This is a genomic window from Flavivirga jejuensis, assembly GCF_030540765.1.
GTDB classification, from domain to species: domain Bacteria; phylum Bacteroidota; class Bacteroidia; order Flavobacteriales; family Flavobacteriaceae; genus Flavivirga; species Flavivirga jejuensis.
The window spans coordinates 683975-706023 of record NZ_JAUOEL010000001.1; the positions used below are offsets into that span (position 1 = coordinate 683975).

16 protein-coding genes are annotated in these 22049 nt (G+C 35.2%); 13 read left to right on the forward strand and 3 right to left on the reverse strand.

The window, feature by feature from the left end; genetic code table 11:
- Positions 1-4 precede the first annotated feature (4 nt).
- Positions 5-2371 carry an outer membrane beta-barrel family protein gene (locus Q4Q40_RS03015; protein WP_303300211.1) on the forward strand — a complete coding sequence of 789 codons (2367 nt, stop codon included), beginning with the start codon at positions 5-7 and terminating at the stop codon, positions 2369-2371.
- 295 nt (positions 2372-2666) lie between these two features.
- Here the strand turns inward: Q4Q40_RS03015 and Q4Q40_RS03020 are convergent, their stop codons facing one another.
- From Q4Q40_RS03020 to Q4Q40_RS03030, 3 genes are all read right to left on the reverse strand, one after another.
- Entirely contained in the window at positions 2667-4022 is a 1356-nt protein-coding gene (locus Q4Q40_RS03020) for an IS110 family RNA-guided transposase (protein WP_303300212.1), read from the reverse strand.
- 333 nt (positions 4023-4355) lie between these two features.
- Complete coding sequence (locus tag Q4Q40_RS03025) at positions 4356-4574, reverse strand: hypothetical protein (RefSeq protein ID WP_345027284.1); 219 nt, start codon at positions 4572-4574, stop codon at positions 4356-4358.
- 143 nt (positions 4575-4717) lie between these two features.
- Complete coding sequence (locus tag Q4Q40_RS03030) at positions 4718-5761, reverse strand: LacI family DNA-binding transcriptional regulator (RefSeq protein WP_303300213.1); 1044 nt, start codon at positions 5759-5761, stop codon at positions 4718-4720.
- 225 nt (positions 5762-5986) lie between these two features.
- Between Q4Q40_RS03030 and Q4Q40_RS03035 the strand changes: the two genes are divergently transcribed.
- From Q4Q40_RS03035 to Q4Q40_RS03090, 12 genes are all read left to right on the forward strand, one after another.
- Positions 5987-9208 carry a TonB-dependent receptor gene (locus Q4Q40_RS03035; protein ID WP_303300214.1) on the forward strand — a complete coding sequence of 1074 codons (3222 nt, stop codon included), beginning with the start codon at positions 5987-5989 and terminating at the stop codon, positions 9206-9208.
- A 129-nt stretch (positions 9209-9337) separates the two neighbouring features.
- The gene (locus Q4Q40_RS03040; protein ID WP_303300215.1) at positions 9338-10276 is read left to right on the forward strand and encodes a class II fructose-bisphosphate aldolase; all 939 of its coding nucleotides are present in this window, start codon (positions 9338-9340) and stop codon (positions 10274-10276) included.
- A 16-nt stretch (positions 10277-10292) separates the two neighbouring features.
- Positions 10293-11177, forward strand: a complete 885-nt coding sequence (gene iolE / locus Q4Q40_RS03045) for a myo-inosose-2 dehydratase (RefSeq protein WP_303300216.1) — start codon at positions 10293-10295, stop codon at positions 11175-11177.
- A 3-nt stretch (positions 11178-11180) separates the two neighbouring features.
- Complete coding sequence (locus Q4Q40_RS03050) at positions 11181-12032, forward strand: 5-deoxy-glucuronate isomerase (protein ID WP_303300217.1); 852 nt, start codon at positions 11181-11183, stop codon at positions 12030-12032.
- 9 nt (positions 12033-12041) lie between these two features.
- Complete coding sequence (locus Q4Q40_RS03055; RefSeq protein WP_303276574.1) at positions 12042-13079, forward strand: Gfo/Idh/MocA family oxidoreductase; 1038 nt, start codon at positions 12042-12044, stop codon at positions 13077-13079.
- Between the two features lie 35 nt (positions 13080-13114).
- The gene (locus tag Q4Q40_RS03060; RefSeq protein ID WP_303300218.1) at positions 13115-13936 is read left to right on the forward strand and encodes a phytanoyl-CoA dioxygenase family protein; all 822 of its coding nucleotides are present in this window, start codon (positions 13115-13117) and stop codon (positions 13934-13936) included.
- An 11-nt stretch (positions 13937-13947) separates the two neighbouring features.
- A complete protein-coding gene (gene iolC, locus Q4Q40_RS03065; protein WP_303300219.1) occupies positions 13948-14952 on the forward strand; it encodes a 5-dehydro-2-deoxygluconokinase in 1005 nt (334 codons plus the stop codon).
- On the forward strand, positions 14953-15969 hold the full coding sequence (locus Q4Q40_RS03070) for a Gfo/Idh/MocA family oxidoreductase (protein WP_303300220.1): 1017 nt from the start codon (positions 14953-14955) through the stop codon (positions 15967-15969).
- Positions 15970-15980: 11 nt separating this feature from the next.
- Entirely contained in the window at positions 15981-17858 is a 1878-nt protein-coding gene (gene iolD, locus Q4Q40_RS03075) for a 3D-(3,5/4)-trihydroxycyclohexane-1,2-dione acylhydrolase (decyclizing) (RefSeq protein ID WP_303276570.1), read from the forward strand.
- A gap of 12 nt (positions 17859-17870) precedes the next feature.
- On the forward strand, positions 17871-19349 hold the full coding sequence (locus Q4Q40_RS03080; RefSeq protein WP_303300221.1) for a CoA-acylating methylmalonate-semialdehyde dehydrogenase: 1479 nt from the start codon (positions 17871-17873) through the stop codon (positions 19347-19349).
- 39 nt (positions 19350-19388) lie between these two features.
- Positions 19389-20372 (forward strand): inositol 2-dehydrogenase, encoded by a 984-nt coding sequence (iolG, locus tag Q4Q40_RS03085; protein ID WP_303300222.1) that lies wholly within the window; start codon positions 19389-19391, stop codon positions 20370-20372.
- Positions 20373-20409: 37 nt separating this feature from the next.
- The gene (locus Q4Q40_RS03090; RefSeq protein WP_303300223.1) at positions 20410-21987 is read left to right on the forward strand and encodes a solute:sodium symporter family transporter; all 1578 of its coding nucleotides are present in this window, start codon (positions 20410-20412) and stop codon (positions 21985-21987) included.
- Positions 21988-22049: the final 62 nt, after the last annotated feature.

Here is a 22049-nt window from a genome sequence, read left to right on the forward strand (position 1 = left end):
AGTTATGGCATCTCATATAAAAACATTCCTATTGTTCTTTTTAGTTTCTTTTCCTTGTTTTATTTTTTCACAGGAATTAGAAATTCAAGGAGTAGTTACCGATATTGAAAATCAAGCTTTATCTGGTGTAACTATTTTTATAAAAGGAACCAACCAAGGGACGCTTACCGATTTGGATGGTAGATATTCTATAAAAGCCTTTGCAGGAAGTGTTTTGGTATTTTCCTATATTGGAATGACAACTGAAGAAAAAGAAATAAAAGGCCAAACAAAATTAAATATAACGCTAAAGGAAGCCGTCCAATCATTGGACGAAGTGGTTCTTACCTTTAAAGAACCCTTTGTAGAAGCTGAAAAAGGAAAACTAACCTTCAATCTTAAAAATTCGGCACTAACAACAGGACAGACAGCTCTTGGTATAATTAAAAAATTACCAGGCGTAAGCGTAGGGCAAAACGATAATATTTTATTTAGGGGAGCAGCTGGTATCAATGTAATGATTGATGGAAAGATGACGTATTTATCTGGAAACCAATTATCCAACTTGCTGAATGGAATGAGTGCAGAAGATATCAATAAGATAGAACTAATCACATCACCTACGGCTGAATTTGATGCAGCTGGTAATACAGGAATCATCAATATTATACCTATAAAAAATCTAAAAAAAGGCTATGCTGTAAATTTGCGTGCCGCTGTTTCAAAAGGAAAATATTGGATGACCAACGAAAACATATCGGCAAGCGTTCGTACCAAAAAAATAAATCTGTATGGTTCCTTTGACTACAATACACCACATAGGTTTACTCAAAATAAAAGTGAGAACACTATAAATGAAGAAGAAAACACTTTACGACTCCACCGGGAAAATGAAAAAGCTTTTAAAATTAAATATTATACTTGGCGGCTTGGAACCGAGTGGCAATTTTTGCCAAAACACAATATAGGAATAAGCTATCATGGTTATCTTGATGATTTTAAAGGCTTAAATAATTCTAGAGTAAACAAGGTTAATAATTCAGGTGATTTACAATCTTTTATCCTTTCAGGTAACAATATTATCGAACCTTATCACTACGATGCAATAAGCACGCGTTATACATTTGATATAGATTCTCTGGGTAAAAAAATAACTGCCGATGCTAATTATACATCCTACCGAAATTATTCGGATGGGTTGCTGAAAACCGATAATTATGATGCAAACCAAAACAAACAAAACACAGAGGTACTTAAGTCCCATCAACCTGGATCCGTCAAAATTATTTCTGCTCAAGCTGATGCCGATTTGCCCTTTAAAAAGTATTCCATTAAAACGGGTATTAAATATGCCGAAGTAGAAAATGATAATCAATACCGTTTTGATTCATTGCAGTTGGGAAATTATGTTGAAATAGAAGATTTAAGTAACCATTTTAAATATAAAGAACGTATTGCCGCAGCTTATTTGTCGGGCTCAAAAAAAATCAACAAAACTACAATTGATGCTGGCTTACGTTTGGAATATACTCGTGCTGAAGGTTATACCGTAAAACAGGACATTTCCAACAAATGGCAATATACTAAGCTGTTCCCCTCGCTTTCAATAGGGCAAATCATCAATGAAGACAATAAAATGGATTTTTCGCTCAGCAGACGTATCAACCGCCCTTCCTATACTGATCTAAATCCAGTACGGTGGTATAATGACCAATATTTCTATTATTCTGGAAACCCTGATTTAATTCCTGAATTGGTTTGGATTTACTCACTTGCCTATAGTCTAAAAAACAAGTATATTTTTTCTGTTATTTATAACCAAAGCCTCAATTTCATAAACCGAAGGCTGTCAATAGATGATAATGGGATAACCATTAAAAGTCAAAGTGATAATTTTGGTAATCGCCATCGTTTTGATTTTACAGTATCAACACCGTTTAAAGTGTTCCCTTTTTGGGATATACTTTTCTTTTCGGACATTAGTTATACCAAGTACCCCATATCAGAGTTTTCAGGTGAAAAACAGCTATCAAAATGGGCGACAACATTGATGTTACGACAAGATATTTCTTTGCCAAAAGAATATAAAATCAATCTTTCCGCCCATTGGTTTTCCTCCGAACTACTTGGCATCTATAGTTCACATCCTACAGGTTATGTTGATTTCGGTATTAAAAAATCATTCTTCAAAAAGAAACTAGTCACTCAGCTAACCTTAAGCGACATTTTCAATACCAACCGTTACCAGGCGCATTCGCTAAGTGAGATTATCGATTATAGCTACAACGATAAACCTGATTCAAGAAGAGTTGGATTCACTTTACTTTATCATTTAGGAGGGAATCTTGTAAAAGAAAAAAGTCGTGAAACAGACGAACAAAAGCGATTATGATTTTTTTATTTCAGCTTTAGCAGCAATGGATTTTAGTCGGTCATTGAACTTTTTATTTGCAGTTTCGAGCTTATTATATAGATCCCAATATCATTAAATAAAGGTGATTTATGTCTGTTCGAGTGTAATCGAGAACTCATCATTCTAACAAATAAAGAGGTTGCGACAGCGCTCAACCAGACGGTTGAGATGGAAAAACCTTAACTCACATATAACGTATCTTAAAAAAAGGCACAAATATTCCTATTAATTCTTTTAGGAATTAAAATTAAGCAGCAAAATATGAGTTAATCTTTTAATTTAAAGCAACAGCCAAATCCTGTTTGCTTATTCCTAGTTTTTTTATAGATTTAATAGTTTTGTTAATTTGAATTTGTTTAAACCGTTCGCTTTCTTTCTTTGAATATTCATAACAAAAGTCTTTCTGATTTTCCAACATCTTGTAAATAATCACGGCAATTTTCCGAGCCGTTGCAATTACGGCAACAATTCGTCCTTTCCTATAAGCTATCCTTCTAAAAAAGTCTCCTAATTTTCCTTTGCTATTACCAGCTGCATTTGCTGCATCTCGTATTGCTTTTGATAAAGGATTTTTTACTTTTGGTGTATTTGAAGATATTGTTTTTCCGCCAGTAATCTTTCTGTTGGGGGCAAAACCCAACCATGAACTGAAGTGCTTTGCGCTATGGAAATCTGATTTTAAATCAAATCCCGTTTCTGACATGAGTGCCATTAGAGTCCCGACTCCAACACCGTCAATTAGGGTAAGATCTATCCCATTTGTCATTTGATGGGCATACCTGGCAACATCAAAATTAGGATCGTTTTTTTGCCGTGCTTTACGTTTTACATAAGGTTTAATTTTGGATTCTTTACCTCCATCTCCTTTCTTTTTTAAAAGGGTTTCAATTTGATTATCGGTTTCCTTGATCTTTGTCCATGTAAATTGATGTAGGGAATAATTTTGTTCCAATTCAAATAAATGTTCTTCACGCCAATTCCCTTCTAACGCTTTTTCAATATCTTTTCTTGATGCTTTGACATTTTTACCCACGTTTTTGGCTAACCGAACTGAGTTCCTTTCTCCTTCTAAAATGGCTCTTATCACTTTTAAACCAGACTCCCCTGTAAGGTCTCGAAGGACTGTTTTTAACTGAATGTTCATCAACACCAATGATTTATTCATTTTTGATATATACCTACTACTCGTTTCTATCAGGGATTTACGATGGCGAACATATTGGCGTAGTTCTTTTGTGAAAATATCTGGCTGAAAACTGTTGGATAAAAGTCCAATACTGTGTAACAACTGTAACCATTTACTATCCACAACATCCGTTTTATGTCCTTTTACGTTTTTGACATGTCTGGCATTTACTAAGATTATTTCAAATCCATAACTTTGAAGTAATGTGAATAATTGTTGCCAATAAAATCCTGTGGATTCTAAGGCTACTGTTTTGATTCCATGAAATGTCAAATGCTTTGCGATCTCGTGAAGGTCTGTTGTAAAACTCGTAAATTCTTTTACATTGTCTTGCGATACACATACATAATGGCTACGACTACCAATATCTACCCCTGCTGCATGGGGATTTACAACTGGCATTTTTATCATTTTGATTGGTGCTTTTTTCCTCTTTTTTGCCATCTTAAATATAATTTAGTTAAAATGTACTCGACCAAATGTTTGTTGCTGTTAATTCTCACATGCGGGATTGGTTTAAGACAAACAAACCATCTCCAATAATTTTCTCAAGACATTTGGCTGCCATGCTTAATGACGGGTTTTTACAAACTCCATGTTAATAACGGCTTACCTCCAAGTACTTGCACTAAGTTATATATTTTTTTATTTCCAAAGGTAAACGTGGCTTAATGACATTGATCTTATGGTACTTTAAAATAAAACCTATCCAGGCTTTATCGCAGGATAGACGATTTAGTTTATTCGATGGCTCCAAATCATTTAGATGCTCTTAATCTATTTCGAAGGAAATAGCATTGCTGCAAGAGAAATATATCTCTTTCTTAATTTGGTTTGCGGGGCATCCTTGTTTTTAGATTGTAAAGTTATAAGTGCTTTGTTTGCTTCGGAAAGTTTTTGAGAAAATAAACTATTTAGATTGTTTGAATTGTAATTTGACTTTTTTACACGAATATTTTTTTCATTCCAATCCTCAAGTTCAATATAATGACCGATATATTATATTGATACGTCGAGCGACGATCTTTAGTAATGCGAATTACGAGAGGATACAAGCTTTTTTATTAGGCTTTTTACGAAGAACTGTATAACATCTATACATCTATAAATCATGGAATTTATTCCAAAATATCAAACTGTTAAATGTGGTATTCCGAATTTTCCTTTACAATAACATGTATCGGAGATATGTATTTACTTTTTAAATCGGTGTTATGTGCTAAATGATCAAACATTAATTTTACACTATTGTAGCCTTGGTTAAAAGGCTCTTGGCCAATGAGAAAAGTAATCACTCCAGATTTTAAATATTTTAGATTATCAATAGTTAAGTCATAACCAACAACAGTATCCATTTCTATTTCAAATTCATCTAAATATTCTGCAACAATATTGATTTTTATAGATGGAACAAATATGCCTTTTATATCATTATTCGTAATGAGCTTTTTAGTCAAGTCCTTAGTAATGTTTTCTCCAAACTTAGGAATCTCTAAAGTTTCAATTTTCAGGAGAGAAGAAGGTTTTTCCTCAAAGTACTTTCTAAAACCTTTAATTCTACTATCTAATATATGGTAATTTTCTATTTCTTGAAGCGCCGTTATTATTAGTATAGTAGATTCTTTTGTTTGTGAAATATCGAAGAGCTTAGCAGATAAATAACCGCTTTTAAACGAATCTTGACCTACAAAAGAGGCGTAGTTAAACCCATCTAAATCAGTATTAACAAAAATGTAAGGGACTTTTAGTTTTTTGAAAAGGTTTTTATGTTTGATCGATTCTTTTACAAAATGTGGAGAAATTATAAATCCGTCAACACCTTTAAGTGATAATACAGCAATAAGCTCTTTTTCAAAGGATTCAGGATTATATTGATCGAAATAGTGCACATCCACTTTAGCTCCAAAATGGGACACTTCTTTAATTGCTTTTTCTATTCCCTGTTTTGGGAATATCCAAAAAGGGCTATCCTCATTAGAAAAGGGAATAAGGACTACCAGATTATATTCCTTATTAAGTTTCAGATTTCTACCAATCAGGTTAGGCTCAAATCCCGAATCTTTAATAATCTGATTAACTAATTTCTTTGTTTTTTCAGAAACCCCACCTCTGTTATGAAGGACTCTATCTACCGTTCCTGCAGAAATATTGGCTAGTTTGGCAATATCCTTAATAGTTTTCAAATCTTTTTTTTTTACAATTTACTAAATAAAATAAAATTTAGAACAATTAGGCTTTATAAGTTTTTAAACAAAAACGTTATCGAACACTATTTGACTTTTCGAATTTACGATTTTTTCATTAAAAAGCACCTGTTTTTATCTATTTGTTAATATTTTGTCAACATTTTTTTGGTATATTGAAAATAAATATTATATTCGTGTTCGAACACTATTCAAACACTAGACATGAAAAACAAACTAATCTTGATAAAAACGTCAATAAGGAAATTGGCTTTTATCGCATTATTACTAGGAAGCAGCGCTACTGCCTTCGCTCAAAACGAAGCAGAAATCTCAGGAACCGTAAAAGATATTCAGGACAATGAACCTATTACAGGAGCAAACATTATAGCAGTGAATAGCTCAACAGGCTTTAAGGCTGGAGCTATAACAGATTTTGATGGTAATTTTGTAATACGTGACCTTCAACTAGGTGGTCCCTATACTATTACTGTTAGTTATATTGGTTATCAAACCATTACAAAAAAAGGATACCAGCTTAATTTAGGTGATAAGTTAAAGTTACCTTTTAATTTGACTTCAGGAGAAGCTTTAGATGAATTGGTGATTGTTGCCGATGCGTCTCGTTTTCAGAATAGCGACCGATTAGGAGCTGCTCTTTCTGTAGTTGGTAAAACACTGGAAAAAATTCCAACTACAACCAGAAACTACGAAGATTTAGCAAATCTATCTCCATTATCAACTCCTAATATAGGACTTAATGAAGGGAGTTCCTTTGGTGGAATTAGCGTAGCAGGATCCAATGGCGGTAGTACAGGAATAACCCTGGACGGTGTGAATAATAGACGTAATGTTTTTGGAGGAACAGTTGATGGTCCTGCATTTTCAATATCATTAGAGGCTATACGAGAATTTGAAATTGTAACTAACGAATATGATGTATCTGGACCTAGAGGTTCTGGTGGTTCAATTAAAGCGGTTACAAAAAGTGGTTCAAACGACTGGAGTGGTGCCGTATGGTACTATGGTTCTGGTGGTAGTTTAAGTGGAGATAAAAATTTTGATGGCAGTTCTAAATTGGTCGATTTTAATAATAATCAATTCGGAGCTAGAGTATCTGGACCAATTATTAAAGATAAACTTAACTTTATTGCTGTTTACGATCAATTTACACAAGAAAGTCCAGTGGGGGCAGGTAGTAATTCTGCAGGGTTTATTAATTTTAATTCAGGGCAAACCTACCCTTTTGTTGAAAGTGATGTTCAGAATTATGTAGACGAACTTGTAAATTTAGGAGTCTTAGAAAATAATGATTTATCCACTCAAATAGGAGAACTAGGTGAAGAAAAAGTTACAAAGAATATATTTTTGAGAATGGATTGGAATATCAATGATAATAATAATTTATCATTACGATATAACGATTTAGACTATACAGAAGGCTTTCAAGCGGGATCTGATGGTTTTGATAATGTAACCTTATTTTCTAGAGGATATCCATTTCTAACTAAAGATAAAAAGGTTATTGCTAGTTTGAAATCGCGCCATAAATCAGGTTCAAATGATCTAAGAGTGTCTTATTCAAGAGGAGAAAGAGTAAACGAATTAGCTCCTGGTGTAACGCGTACCCCTAGAATTTCTGTTGGATCAATAAATAATGGCCCTCAATTTAGAGTAGGATCTGGTTTAGCGACCTGGGTTCCTGAAGAAGTCTATTTTGATAGCTTTCAATTTATTGATGTGCTTACTAAACAAATAGGAAATGATACCTATACATTTGGAACAGACATTTTAATTACAATGTCTGATGAAAACATACCTCATAATATAGCATCCAGCTTTAGGTATGATACGCTTGAAGATTTACAAAACGGAACACCTTTTTTCTTTAACAAAAAGTTTGCTAATGATCCAAATGATGATGGTCGATTAAAATACACAGCTTCTGAATTAGCATTGTTTGCACAAGGAGAATATAATTTAACAGATGACCTAGAGCTAAAAGTAGGAATTCGTTGGGATGGAACTATTTTTAATCCAGAAATAGACCCTACCAATCCAAATTTAAATAGCATCGTTTTTAGAGGTGAAAACATTGTGAATAATAGTGAATTGAGAGATTTTAATAATATTCAACCTCGAGTTAGTATTACATGGGATAAAAAAGGTGAAGGAAAAGAAATTTTTAAATTTGGGATGGGTTTCTTTGCATCTCAGTTCACAACACAACCTTATACTTCTACTTTAGCGAACAGTGGTTCACGTTTCACTACGGTTAGTACGACCGATCCAACCGCATTAGCAACTATTCATCAGAATTTTGTTAACAACGGAGGTTTTAGCGATTTAGATAGCCAGATAACGGCTGAGGAATATGCAGCAGCAACAGGAGTAGACTTTGATGATATTGCCCCCGACGTGGTGATATTAGATCCAGATTTTGACATGCCAGTAACATTTAAGGCTAATCTAAGTTACCATCGTTTTTTTAATAATTGGTTTCGCTTAGGAGGTAGTTTGTACTATAACAATACTAAAAACGTACCTTATTACAACAACATAAACCTTCAAGAAAATGGTACTAACCCTTTAGATGGCAGGGTTGCATATACAAATGGGGCGTCTCCTAATTTCGGAAATATACATGTATTTCAGAATTCAGATTGGAAAGCTACATTTTTTGCAGCTTCACTCGAAGCCTATGCAAGGTTACCAAAAGGTGGTAATGTAAGTGTATCATATACAAAATCAGCATCAAAAGGATTCTCTTATTATAATGCTGGCGGCGGCATAGAAGATGGTAAACCAATAAGTTATGCTTATAATAGTTACCCTACAGAAGCTCAAAATTGGCACGATGGAAACTCTATTCCAAATAAATTAGTCTTTAGCTTTGTAACTCCAGAAATACATGGGTTTACATTAAGTGGCTCATTGGTGGCAGGTCAATTTGGTAGGTTTACCGCAACAACAACCCCTAACGCTAATGGAAATGTTATAGGTGGTTTAAATCTAGCATATATTCCTACTGAGGCAGAGGTTGAAAACACGGAATTAATTGACCCTAATACAAACACATCGTATAATCCTTACGAAGGGTTTAATTTATTATTAGCGTCTACAAGTCCAGAGTTTAGAGAATACATAAACAAAAACAGAGGTGAATTTGCAGACTTTAACGGAGGCATTCAACCATGGGCATATACTACAAATATGAGTTTGATTAAAAGCTTCACTTTTGCCGAAAAGCATAAAATAAGCCTGAGAATGGACATTTTCAATGTACTAAACTTATTCGACTATAAAGATGGATCATTTGACGTTGTTAGTAATACCAACTTATTTAATGAATCTGATGGTGTCTATTCGGTAAACCCGATTGCAGGTAAATATAATACTGGCGGTGATCAATTTAGAATGCAATTTGGGTTGAAATATGAATTCTAATAAAGAAGCGACACTAGCAGGCACATTGATGGCATGTATTGGTTCTTTTTCTTCGGAAAAATATTTAAAATCTATAATATCGTGTTCGAACACGTAAATTAATTAAGTATTTAAACGCACATATTGCAAATGAAAGTTAATGCAAACAAATTATTTGAAAAGGCTTACGGCAGCTTTTGTATTCCTGCAATAAACATCTCAAACCCAGAGCAAGTACATGGTTTATTTGCGACGGCACAGAAAATGGAAGCGCCTATTATCGTGCAAACCACGCCAGCAGCACGAGAATATGCGCATCCTCTTATGTTATTAAGTTATATCAATGCCGCAGCACAACTCTATCCTGATGTTGTTTATGCAGTACATGTAGATCATGGTTATGAAGCGCATATTTACGACGCCATAAATAGCAATGAATATACCTCGGTAATGATTGATGCTTCACACGATACATTAGAGAAAAACATTGAACGTACAAAAGCAATTGTCTCATTAGCACATTCAAAAGATATTTCTGTTGAAGCAGAATTAGGGGTGCTAAGCGGGAAAGAGGATGATATTGATATTAATGATGAAAATGCATTATATACAGATCCAGCAGAGGTAGAATATTTTGTTAAACAAACCCATTGCGATTGCTTAGCAGTGGCCGTAGGAACAAGTCACGGAGTCTATAAGTTTTCAGGCGGTAGAGGTTTGCGTTTTGATTTACTGGAAGACATTCAGCGAAGAGTTCCAAACTTTCCAATTGTATTGCATGGAGCATCCACCATTGATCAGAACGAAGTTTCCCGGATTAATGCAGCAGGAGGTGGGCTTCAAGACAATGCAAAAGGTATAACAGAAGCAGAAATAAAAAAAGCAATCACGCATGGTGTCTGTAAACTCAACATTGCTACAGATTTACGATTGCTATGGACCCGAATTTTTCGGGAATACTTTCGCGATCATAACGGTGAATGGGATCATTTAATCCCTGGAAAACAATATATGGAGGAGCTAGAAGTGCTTCTCGCTAAAAAATTCGAATTGCTAGGTAATGCCGGAAAGGCACATTTATATAAATAAACATAATAAAATTAAAATGATAAAACTTGGAATAGCTCCTATAGGGTGGACCAATGATGACATGCCCGAACTAGGTGGTGAAATCACTTTCGAACAATGCATAAGCGAAATGGCTTTAGCAGGTTACGCGGGTTGTGAAGTTGGCACAAAATATCCCGTGCACGACAAACAATTGTTAAAACACATGTTAGATATTCGTGGGATTACAATTTGCAATCAATGGTTTAGCTATGAGTTCTCAACAAAACCATTTCAAGAAGTAAAAGAAAATTTTATCAATCATATCGATTTTCTTAATTACTTCAATGCAAAAGTAGTTGGAGGTGCAGAATGTGGAAATACATTACACGGACAATATCACACGCCACTTTCTTATAGAAAAGAAGCCAGTAAAGAAGACTGGAAAAAACTAACATCAGGCTTGAATGAATTAGGGCGTATTTCATTAGAAGAATATGGAATAAAATTAGCGTACCATCATCATATGGCAACAATGGTTGAAACCCAAAGTGAAGCAGATAGATTGCTTAATGAAACGGACGATAAATACGTGACACTAAATTATGATTGTGGCCATTTTTATTTTGCTGGTGAAGATCCAGTAGCAATGCTACAAAAATATATTTCCAGGACGTCTCATATTCACTTTAAAGATGTTAGGCATAGTGTAAGAGAGCGCGTTCGTAAAGATGACCTCAGCTTTTTAAAAGCTGTTAAATTAGGTATATATACAGTACCAGGTGATGGAGATTTAGATATGCATGCCTTGGCAGATATAGTACATAAAAGCAATTACGAAGGTTGGCTTGTAGTAGAAGCCGAACAAGACCCTTCTGTTGCTAATCCATATGAATATTCTAAAAAAGGATACGAGTTTTTAACGAATCAATTAAAATTTTAAAGTATGATAAATCATCATATAGAACCATATGATAATAAAAATAAACCTATAGTAGATGTAGATAACACATCTGTTCCCTTAGTTTATTTTAATCATGTGAAGCTAAATAAAGGAGAATCACATAGCTATCAATTAGAAAATCATGAAAGTGTGATGTCTGTTGTACAAGGCACCATTGATGTCACTGTAGATAGCGAAGCATTTAATAGCGTAGGGAAAAGAAAATCGCTATGGGAAGGCAAACCAGAAGGTGTTTATGCTGGTAAAGGAGCAGAAGTAAAATTTACTGCAGTTTCTGAAAATGGAGCTGAAATCTATGTAGCAGGAGGAAAAATAGAAACAAAATATCCTCCATTTTATGTAGATCAAGATGAAGTGGATAAAGTACAGTACGGAAGTGATGACACCAAAACACATCGTAAAATCTTTCATATTCTAGGTCAGAATGCCAATGGTAGAGCAGGTCGCTTATTGGTAAGCGAACTTTTTACGGTAGGTGCTGGTGGCTGGTCTGGTTTTCCGCCACATAAACACGATGAAGACCGTCACCCTGTCGAAACAAGATTTGAAGAAGTATATCAGTTTCGATTTAATCCGCCACATGGTTTTGGCGCACAATTTATGTACCCAGAAGACGATAGTTACGGACCTGTTTATCATGTAAAAGATCAAAGTAATATCATGATAGATAAAGGGTATCACCCATCAGTAGCTGCACCTGGTTACGAAATGTATTATTTCACAATTATTGTTGGAGAAACCCATCGTTCATTAATACAATATTTCCATCCCGATCACGCCTATCAATTAGAAACAATTCCGGGAATAAAAGATATGATAAGCCATTTTAAATAGATATAACAAATGATAAAATTAAATATAGGCATAGTAGGCCTAGGAAGACTTGGTAAAGAATATGCTAATAACATAGCATACTTAGTACATAACGCAAACCTTATTGCAGCTTGTAGTTTAGTTCAGGAAGAATTAGATTTTGCAAGAGATACTTGTGGCGTTAAGAATTTGTATAGTTCTTACGAGGACATGTTAACCAATAAAGAAATAGATGCTGTAGCGATTATTACTTCTACAGATCAACATGCAGATCAAATAATTATGGCTGTTGAGGCAGGTTTTCATGTGTTTTGTGAAAAACCTTTGGCCATTAATATTGAAGACTGTTATAAGGTTGAGAAAGTGGTAGAAAAATACCCAGACCAAATTACAATGTTAGGTTTTGTGCGTAGGTATGATCCGAGTTATGCAGATGCAAAAACAAAATTAGATGAAGGTTTGGTGGGCAGTCCATTCTTTGTACGCTCACAAACTGTAGATAAAGATGTTTTTGCGCCTTTTCAAATAGAATATTGTACAGCTAGTGGCGGTATGTTTCATGATTTTAGTGTTCATGATATAGACCTTGCACATTGGTTTTTAGGTAGCGATATTAAAAAAGTATGGTCGTTGGGTGGTGCCTATCGATTTAAGGAATTTGGTGAAGCAGGAGATGCCGACAACGTTTTTGCTATGTGTGAATTAGAAAATGGAACAACAGCTGTAATCGCAGCCTCTAGAGTGTCTCCTTTTGGTCACAATACGTTTACAGAGATAATGGCAACCGAAGGTAATTTAAAAGTGGGGGATCCACCGCGAAAAAATATGCTGGAAATAGCAGATGTACATGGTGTTCGTTATGAGTGCTTAGAGACTTTTTTCGAACGTTTTAAAGGCGCCTTTTTAGTGCAAATTCAAGATTTTGTAGACTGCGTTTTAGAAGGAAAACAACCCGCATTAACCATGCAAAACGCTACCAAAGCAACTTTAGTAGCAAACGCGTTAACCTTATCTTTTAAAGAAAAACGATTAATTAATGTTGATGATTTGGTTTTGCAAGCGAAATAAATCAAAAAGGATCATAATAATAGCTTGATAATTATATGAGTATTATACGAACTTATTCCGACGAACTCCTCTATGGCAAAGGCTATATAGTGTTGCCTGGAATTTTTTCAAAAGCAGAAATAAAAGAGGCAAATAATCGTATTCAAGACTGTATCGCTCAAGAAAAACAAAAAGTAACCCATTTTCAAGGTGCTAATAAAGATACTATGCACTTGCAAAAAAGAGTATGGAATCTTTTAAATAAAGGAGATATTTTTATAAAAATGGTACAACACCCTAAGATCATGGAGATTGTAGGCGATTTTCTTGGGAGTGAATTCTGTTTAGGTTCTATAGCAGCAAATTGTATTCTCCCCGGTGGACCTGGGCAAGAACCCCATGTAGACTATCCTTATTGGGATATGTACAAGAAAAAAACATTTCCTCAGAATATCAATGCTTCATTTCCTTTAAACTGTCAGGTAACCATATTATTAGATGATTTTACAAAAGAGAATGGTGCTACAGGAGTACTTCCTTATTCACAGAAATTATGCAGATATCCAAATGAAAAAGATGCCAAACTTTACTATAAGGAGTCAGAACGAATGACTGGTAATGCAGGAGATATTGCTATTTTTTATGGGCTTACATGGCATAGTTCAATGCCAAATAAAACGAAAGATCAAATGCGTAGCGCCATTTTGATACAGTATTTGCCAAAGTTTGTAAAACCTTTAGAAGATCAAAAACAAGGAGTTAAAAAAAATATTATTGAAAATGCTTCACCAATGCTAAAACAATTATTGGGCTTTGATTATCCCTATCCAAAAATATTAGATAGCGTAGAAGCTTCAAATGCAGAAGGAAGAAACTAAATAGAAAAAAAATGAATTTTGACGTATTAACATTTGGTAGAGTATCTATCGATTTATATTCTAAAAATATTGGAGCAGAGTTCAACGATATAAAAGAATTAACGACCTCAATTGGCGGTTCACCTACCAATATCGCCGTTGGGTCACAACGATTAGGCTTAAAAACAGGATTGTTTTCTGCCGTAGGTCCAGACCCAACAGGTGGATTTATAATCAATACTTTAAAGAATGAAGGTGTAGATATAACACATGTGCAAACTATAAATAATACAACGAGTACAGCGGTAATTTGTGGTATCATACCACCAGACCGTTTTCCTTTAATTTTTTATAGAGATAATGCTCCTGATGAAAAAATCACCATAGATCATACCGAAAAAATAAATTTTTCAAGATACAGATCTTTTCTTATGAGTGGTACGGCACTTGCCGTAGAACCTGCAAGAAGCGCCGCTTTATATGCTACAGAAAAAGCAAAAGAAGCTGCTATTCCTGTGATTTTAGATATCGATTTTAGAGCTATTTCTTGGAAAGATATTCGAACACATGGCATTGTATTGCGACAATATCTAACACAATGTAATATAGTTATAGGTACAGAAGAAGAATTATTATCTGTTTTTTTAGAAGACTCTAACCAAGTCTCAATAAAAGAAAGCGCCATTACAGACCCCACTATTAGCGGTAATGTAAATGAAGCTATTGCCAAAGTGATGAAATTTGGTGTAGACTTACTCTTAGTAAAAACAGGAGCCGAAGGTGTGGTTGCCTATCATAAAGACGGTACTGTAGAAAAAGTACCAGGTTTTAAGGTAGATCCCGTTAATATTCTTGGGGCTGGTGATTCGTTTGCTGCAGGCTTTTTATATGGATACCTCAACGGATGGGATACCTATAAATCATGTCGTTTGGCAAATGCATGCGGTGCTTGGATGGTAACCAAACAGGGGTGCTGCAATTTTGCACCTTACTATGAAGAAATTATACAATTTATAGAAAATAAAGGAGGGTTTTAAATGGATAAAATTAAAATTGGAGCCGTAGGGATTGGACGCTTAGGCGCCACCCATGCTAGAAATATAGCCTATCAGATTCCACAAGCCAATTTGTTTGCTGTCTGTTCACGTACCCTTTCTTCTGCTCAAGCCTTACAACAAGAACTAGAAGTGCCTTATGCGTATGATAGTTTTGATGAAATGCTGGAGAATAAAGAATTGGATGCCATTTGCATTACAACATATACGCGGTTTCATCCAGAACAAATACTAAAAGCCTTAGAAGCAGGACTGGCAGTATTTTGTGATAAACCGATCGCAGAGAACTATGAAGCATCTAAAAAAGTTGTTGAGCAAATAGAGAAGTATCATGCAGATAAAATTTGCATGATTGGATATATGAAACGTTACGACCCATCCTATGCCTTTGTAAAAAAAGAAATAGAAGCAGGTAAATTAGGTAAGCCTATATTGTTTAGGGGCTATGCCGTTGATAGCAAAAAAATATCAAAACAAACCATCGATTTTTTAAGTGAAAGCGAAGGGATATTTTATGACTTCTTTGTGCATGATTTTGATTTGTCCCGTTGGTTAGTAGGCAGCGATTGGATTGATGATAGCGTTTCTGCTATGGGATCTAACTACCTATTCAAAGAATTTGAAAAATATAATGACCTTGACAATGCAACCTGTCATGCACAGTTCAAAAACGGCGCTATGGGGTTATATTACTGTGGAAGAACAGCCCCTCATGGGTATCTTATGGAAACAGAAATTATTGGCACCAAGGCCATTTATCGTATCGGATCTTCACCATCAAAAAACTTAGTAGAAGTTATAGATGGCACAGGAAAAGTGGTGGAAGAGCATTTAATGTTTCTAGACCGTTTCAAAGATGCCTACGTTGAAGAAATGAAAGCGTTTGTTGACTGTGTAGTCAATAATCGGCAACCAGATATTACAATAAAAGATGCTTTGGAATCGAACCGAATGGCATATTTAGCCACAACATCCTTCAAAAAAAGAATAAGTATTTAAAAAATTAAGTTATGACAAGACGATTGACAGTAGCGCAGGCAACAGTTGAATTCTTAAAAAAGCAATACGTAAAAAGAGACGGAGTAGAAACGCCATTTTTTGCAGGTTGCTTTGGAATTTTTGGACATGGAAATGTAGTAGGAATGGGAGAAGCTTTAAAACAACATCCCGATTTTAGATATTATCAAACACGGAACGAACAAGCCATGGTGCATACCGCAGCAGCATACGCCAAGATGAAAAACCGTTTACAAACCTTTGTTTGTACAACGTCTATAGGCCCTGGTGCAACAAATATGATTACGGCTGCTGCAACAGCTACAATTAATAGAATTCCAGTGTTACTTTTACCAGGAGACTTTTTTTCAACAAGAACTGCCTTACCTCTTTTACAGCAGCCAGAATATAGTTTTACACAAGATATGTCTGCGAACGATTGCTTTAAACCTATTTCTAAATATTGGGATAGAATCAATCGTCCAGAGCAATTAACATCTTCTTTATTAGATGCTATGCGGGTATTAACCTCACCAGCAGATACAGGAGCAGTGACCATAGCCTTGCCACATGATGTACAGGCAGAAGCCTATGATTTTCCTGAGGAATTATTTGAAAAACGAATCTGGTATATTCCAAGAGCAACTCCAGATGTGTATTTAATAGAGCAAGCCATAGAGACTATAAAGAAAGCCAAAAAACCAATGATTATTGCTGGTGGTGGCGTGCTGTATTCTGAAGCCGAAGACGTATTAAAAACCTTTATCGAAAAAACAGGAATACCAGTTGCCGAAACCTATGCAGGGAAAGGGTCATTACACTTTCAACATCCATTAAATTTAGGAGCAGCTGGTGCCACAGGTACCAAAGGTGCTAACGAAATTGCTGCAGAAGCAGATGTGGTTATTGGTATAGGAACACGTTATGGCGATTTTATGTCGGCTTCCAAATCTGCATGGCAAAACCCAGATGTTACTTTTATTAACATCAATGTTGCCGAAATAGATGCTTTTAAACATAGCGCCATACCGTTACAAGGAGATGCTAGAGAAACCTTGAAGAAATTAGAAGAAGGACTCAGAGATTACCACACAGGCGAAGCATATGTTCGAAGAGCCAAAACATATAATCAAGAATGGGACACCATAGTCGATAAGGCTTATGCGCCAGTAGATGAAGCACATCCTGTACAATCTGAATATTTGGGAGCCTTGAATAATTTTATGAAAGATAACGATGTCGTATTATGTGCTGCTGGTAGCGCTCCTGGTGATTTACACAAATTGTGGCGTACCAAAAACTCAAAAGGATTTCACTTAGAATACGGTAATTCCTGTATGGGGTATGAAATACCCGGTGGCTTAGGGGTAAAAATGGCAGACCCTTCTCGAGAAGTATATGTAATCTGTGGGGATGCTACCTATTTAATGCTACCATCCGATTTAATTACAACCATACAAGAAGGGTATAAAATTACGATGATACTCATTAACAATAACGGTTATGCTAGTATTGGCGGACTTTCTAATGAAGTAGGAGGCAATGGTTTTGGTACACATTTTAAATACAGAGACGAAGAAACAGGGCAATTAGATGGCGATTACCTCCCTGTTGATTTAGCTAAAAATGCGGAGAGTCTAGGAGCTATTGTTTATAAACCAAAAGGCATGCAAGAATATAAAGAGGCCTTAGCAAAAGCAAAGAAAAATACAAGAACTACAGTTATTTATGTAGAAACCATTCGTGATAGAAAATTAGCAGGATATGGGCATTCTTGGTGGGAAGTTCCTATTCCTGAGGTATCCGAATTTGAAGATGTTCGTAAGGCAAGAAAAAAATATGAAGAAGAAAGGAAAATCCAAAAACAATATATAAAACCTAATAAATACTAAAAACACCTTTTTATGAAAGTATTACCTAATTATATAAATGGTGCATGGGTTTCTAGTAAAAGCAAAGAATCTTTAGATGTGCACAATCCAGCAACACAAGAAGTTATTGCTAAAGTGCCTTTTGGTTCTGGAGCAGCTATAGATGTGAACAATGCCATAGAACTTGCACACGAAGCTTATTTAGAATGGAAAGATGTGCCGACGATGCAACGTATCCAACCGCTGTTTAAGTTGAAGACTCTTTTAGAAAATCATAAAGAAGGGATAGCAACGCTCATAACTAATGAGTGTGGTAAGACGTTTGGCGAATCTATGGGAGAAATACAAAGAGCTATTGAAAATGTTGAAGTGGCATGCGGTACTCATGTTCTGAGTCAATCGGAATTTTCGGAGAATGTCGCAACTGGTATTGATGAATTTATGATTCGACAACCCTTAGGAGTTTCTGCCTGTATTACGCCTTTTAATTTCCCAGGAATGATTCCTTTTTGGTTTTTACCCTATGCCATTGCTACAGGTAATGCCTTTATATTAAAAACGTCGGAAAAAGTACCGATGACCATGCAATACGTCTTCGAACTTATCGATAAACATATCGATCTTCCAAAAGGTTTATTAAATATGGTACATGGTGGTAAAGAATCCGTAGATGCCCTATTGCAACACCCCAAGGTAAAAACCATAAGTTTTGTTGGTTCTACAGCAGTCGCGCGATATATTTATTCAGAAGGCACAAAATATGGCAAACGCGTACAAGCGCAAGGAGGGGCTAAAAACCCAGTTGTTATTATGCCCGATGCAGATATAGAGATGACCACTAAAATTATTACCGATTCTGTTTACGGTTGTGCAGGACAACGTTGTTTAGCAGCTTCAATTATTATACCTGTTGGTGATGATAAAGGTATATTCCAAGAAGCCTTGGTAGAAGCCGCAAAAACAAGAACCGTTGGCTATGGGATGGATAAAAGTACCGAGATGGGGCCAGTAATTAATTCAGACAGTAAAGTTCGCGTTGAAAGACTCATAGAAAAAGGTATTCAAGAAGGAGGAAATCTTTTGGTAGATGGAAGAAACCCGAAAGTTTCAGGTTTTGAAAAAGGTAATTTCATTGCGCCAAGTATTATAGAAGGACTTCCGTTAGATGGTGAACTTATTAGCACCGAGATTTTTGGTCCAGTAATGAGTTTAGCCAACTTTAAACAGTTAGACGATACCATTGATTTTATTAATAAAGGACTTTATGGCAATATGGCCTGTATTTTTACTCGTGATGGTTTAGCTGCTAGAAAGTTTAGAAGTGAAGTAATGGCAGGTAATATAGGTATCAATATAGGCGTTGCAGCTCCTGTGGCGCAATTTCCTTTTTCAGGATGGAAAGAATCCTTTTTCGGTGATTTACACGGTCAAGGTAGACATGCTATAGAGTTTTTTACACAAACCAAAGTGGTTATCGAAAGGTGGCCAAAAAATTGGTCAAGAAAATTTTAGGAAAACTCTTGATTAATAGTATTCAAAAACAAAAAGTATATGAAAATAGGAATTATAGGATTGGGAAGAATTGGGAAAACCCATCTTAAAGCAATACAGAAAATAGATGGTTTGAAAGTGATAGCTGTTTCTGATATTGATGAAAAACAATGCAATCAAATAGCCGAAGAAAATAAGATCCCTTATTCCTATATTGATTATAACAAGCTTATAGCTAATAAAGAAGTAGAGGCTATATGGATCTGTTCTCCTTCTAAATTGCATTATGAACAAGTTTCAGCAGCGCTTGAACATAAAAAGTTTGTGTTTTGTGAAAAACCATTAGAAATTGAAATTGATAAAATAACCGCTCTTCTCAATAGTTTTTCAGATATTGATAAACGATTAATGATTGGTTTTAATAAAAGGTTTGATTCAGAATTTATCGAGGCTAAGAAAAATATAGCTAAAATAGGGGTTCCTACAATTGTAAAGATTACCAGTAGAGACCCTGCGCCACCAACTTTAGCATATCTAAAAACCTCTGGAGGCCTATTTAAAGATATGACCATTCATGATTTTGATATGTCACGTTTTATTGTAGAAGATGATGTAGTTGAAGTATATGCAACAGGAAGTATTAATTATATAGAAGGGATTGATGGCCTTGATATAGATACTGCCATGGTCACTTTAAAATTCAAAAACGGAATAATATGTACAATAGATAATAGCAGACAGAGTCCATATGGGTATGACCAACGTTTAGAAATACTCGGCACTTTAGGAATGCTACAAGTAAATAATAAAAAGGTGAACCACAACAGTTTTTACACGACCCAAGGGAAGCAATCAAGTGTCTATCAGAATTTTTTTCTTGAAAGATATGCAGATGCTTATGAGCAGGAAGCTCGCGCTTTTCTAGATTGTGTAGTTGCTAAACGCGAATTTCCAGCTACTGCATACGATGCTTTAAAGGCTTTGGAATTGGCTGAAGCTTGTAAAAAATCTTTACTTGAAAATAGAGCGGTTAGAATATCCTAAAATTAAATTATAAAGACAAAATTTAAAATAACAAATTATGCAAACTTTCCTTACTTTTATTGGCTTTACGGCTTTCGTTGCTATTTATTCATGGCTAAAACTTAGAAAAGAAAAACTAAGTTCTGAAGAAGGCTATTTCCTTGGAGGTAGAAGTTTAACAGGTGTGGTGATAGCCGGATCTATGTTATTGACCAATATTTCAACTGAACATCTTATTGGTATGAATGGGTCTTCATACAAAAACGGATTCATCATTATATCATGGGAAGTCACTTCGGCATTAGCGCTTGTGGCTGCGGCTATTTATTTTGTGCCCAGGTATTTAAAAATGGGATTGACTACTATTCCAGAGTTTTTGGAAAAGCGCTTTGATAAAACGACCAGAACCATAGTCGCTTTCTTTTTAATTATTTCATTTGTGGTAACACTTTTACCTGTTGTATTATATACAGGAGCAATCAATCTGGAAAGTATTTTTAATATTTCGGAAGTCTTAGATGTTACTAAAGAAAAAGGGCTTTGGATAACCGTTGTTGCTATAGGTGCTTTAGGGTCGTTATATGCTATTTTGGGAGGTTTAAAAGCTGTTGCTATTTCAGATACCATTAACGGTTATGGTCTATTGATTGGAGGTTTAGCAGTTCCTTTAATTGCCTTAATAAGTATTGGGGATGGAAATTTTTTAACAGGTATAGCTAAGGTTTATGAGAACAGTCCCGAAAAATTTAATGTCATGGGCGCCAAAGATTCTGTGTTGCCATTTGAGGTTCTCTTTACAGGGCTTATTATTAACCAACTTTATTTTTGGGCCATGAACCAGACTATTATACAGAGGGCATTGGGAGCAAAAAATTTAATAGAAGCTCAAAAGGGATTATTATTTACTGGAGTTCTTAAAATTTTAATTCCTATCGTAATTATTCTACCAGGGGTTATTGGGTACTATTATTATGGTGATTCACTTTATGACAATCAAGATATGATTTACCCAGAACTTATTAAAAAAGTACTGCCTTTAAGCTTGGTTGGTATTTTCGCAGCTGTAGTTATGGGTGCCGTATTAAGTACTTTCAATAGTGTATTAAACAGTGCAGCGACTATTTTTAGTATTGATATCTATAAGCAGCATTTTGGAAAAAATACTAGTGACCTAAAACTGGTAAGGATTGGTAAAACGGTCTCTACAATTTTAGCAGTCTTTGCAATTATGGCAGCACCTATGGTAGCCAATGCGCCAGATGGTCTCTTCCAGTTATTACAACAATTAAATGGCATCTTTTTTATTCCTATAGGGTCTATTATGATTGCTGGTTTTTTCTTAAAAAGAATATCTGCCATGGGCGCAAAGGTGTCATTATTTGTGGGGCTTGCCTTCTATATCTTATCTACGTTTATTTTAAAATTGGATATTCACTTCGTTCATATTTGGGGTATAGAATTTTTATTGAATGTAGCAACCATGTTCGCGGTATCTTATTTTTACCCAGCAGACAAGTCTTTTACTTTACAAGATTTACATGTCGTGGATATGCATGAATGGAAATATACCAAGCATCTGTCTATATTCTTATGCGTGGCAACCTTATTGATTTATATATTACTTGGAAGGAACTAAAAAAACGGGCTAGGTTTTAAGTTTAAGATTTTAGGATCTCAATTGTCTGGTTGAGGTTCAGG

Coding starts and splice junctions, on each gene's coding strand:
- iolD (WP_303276570.1), top strand. CDS start 15,981: ATGACAAGACGATTGACAGTAGCGCAGGCAACAGTTGAATTCTTAAAA.
- Q4Q40_RS03050 (WP_303300217.1), top strand. CDS start 11,181: ATGATAAATCATCATATAGAACCATATGATAATAAAAATAAACCTATA.
- Q4Q40_RS03090 (WP_303300223.1), top strand. CDS start 20,410: ATGCAAACTTTCCTTACTTTTATTGGCTTTACGGCTTTCGTTGCTATT.
- Q4Q40_RS03080 (WP_303300221.1), top strand. CDS start 17,871: ATGAAAGTATTACCTAATTATATAAATGGTGCATGGGTTTCTAGTAAA.
- iolE (WP_303300216.1), top strand. CDS start 10,293: ATGATAAAACTTGGAATAGCTCCTATAGGGTGGACCAATGATGACATG.
- Q4Q40_RS03020 (WP_303300212.1), bottom strand. CDS start 4,022: ATGGCAAAAAAGAGGAAAAAAGCACCAATCAAAATGATAAAAATGCCA.
- iolC (WP_303300219.1), top strand. CDS start 13,948: ATGAATTTTGACGTATTAACATTTGGTAGAGTATCTATCGATTTATAT.
- Q4Q40_RS03055 (WP_303276574.1), top strand. CDS start 12,042: ATGATAAAATTAAATATAGGCATAGTAGGCCTAGGAAGACTTGGTAAA.
- Q4Q40_RS03015 (WP_303300211.1), top strand. CDS start 5: ATGGCATCTCATATAAAAACATTCCTATTGTTCTTTTTAGTTTCTTTT.
- iolG (WP_303300222.1), top strand. CDS start 19,389: ATGAAAATAGGAATTATAGGATTGGGAAGAATTGGGAAAACCCATCTT.
- Q4Q40_RS03060 (WP_303300218.1), top strand. CDS start 13,115: ATGAGTATTATACGAACTTATTCCGACGAACTCCTCTATGGCAAAGGC.
- Q4Q40_RS03035 (WP_303300214.1), top strand. CDS start 5,987: ATGAAAAACAAACTAATCTTGATAAAAACGTCAATAAGGAAATTGGCT.
- Q4Q40_RS03040 (WP_303300215.1), top strand. CDS start 9,338: ATGAAAGTTAATGCAAACAAATTATTTGAAAAGGCTTACGGCAGCTTT.
- Q4Q40_RS03070 (WP_303300220.1), top strand. CDS start 14,953: ATGGATAAAATTAAAATTGGAGCCGTAGGGATTGGACGCTTAGGCGCC.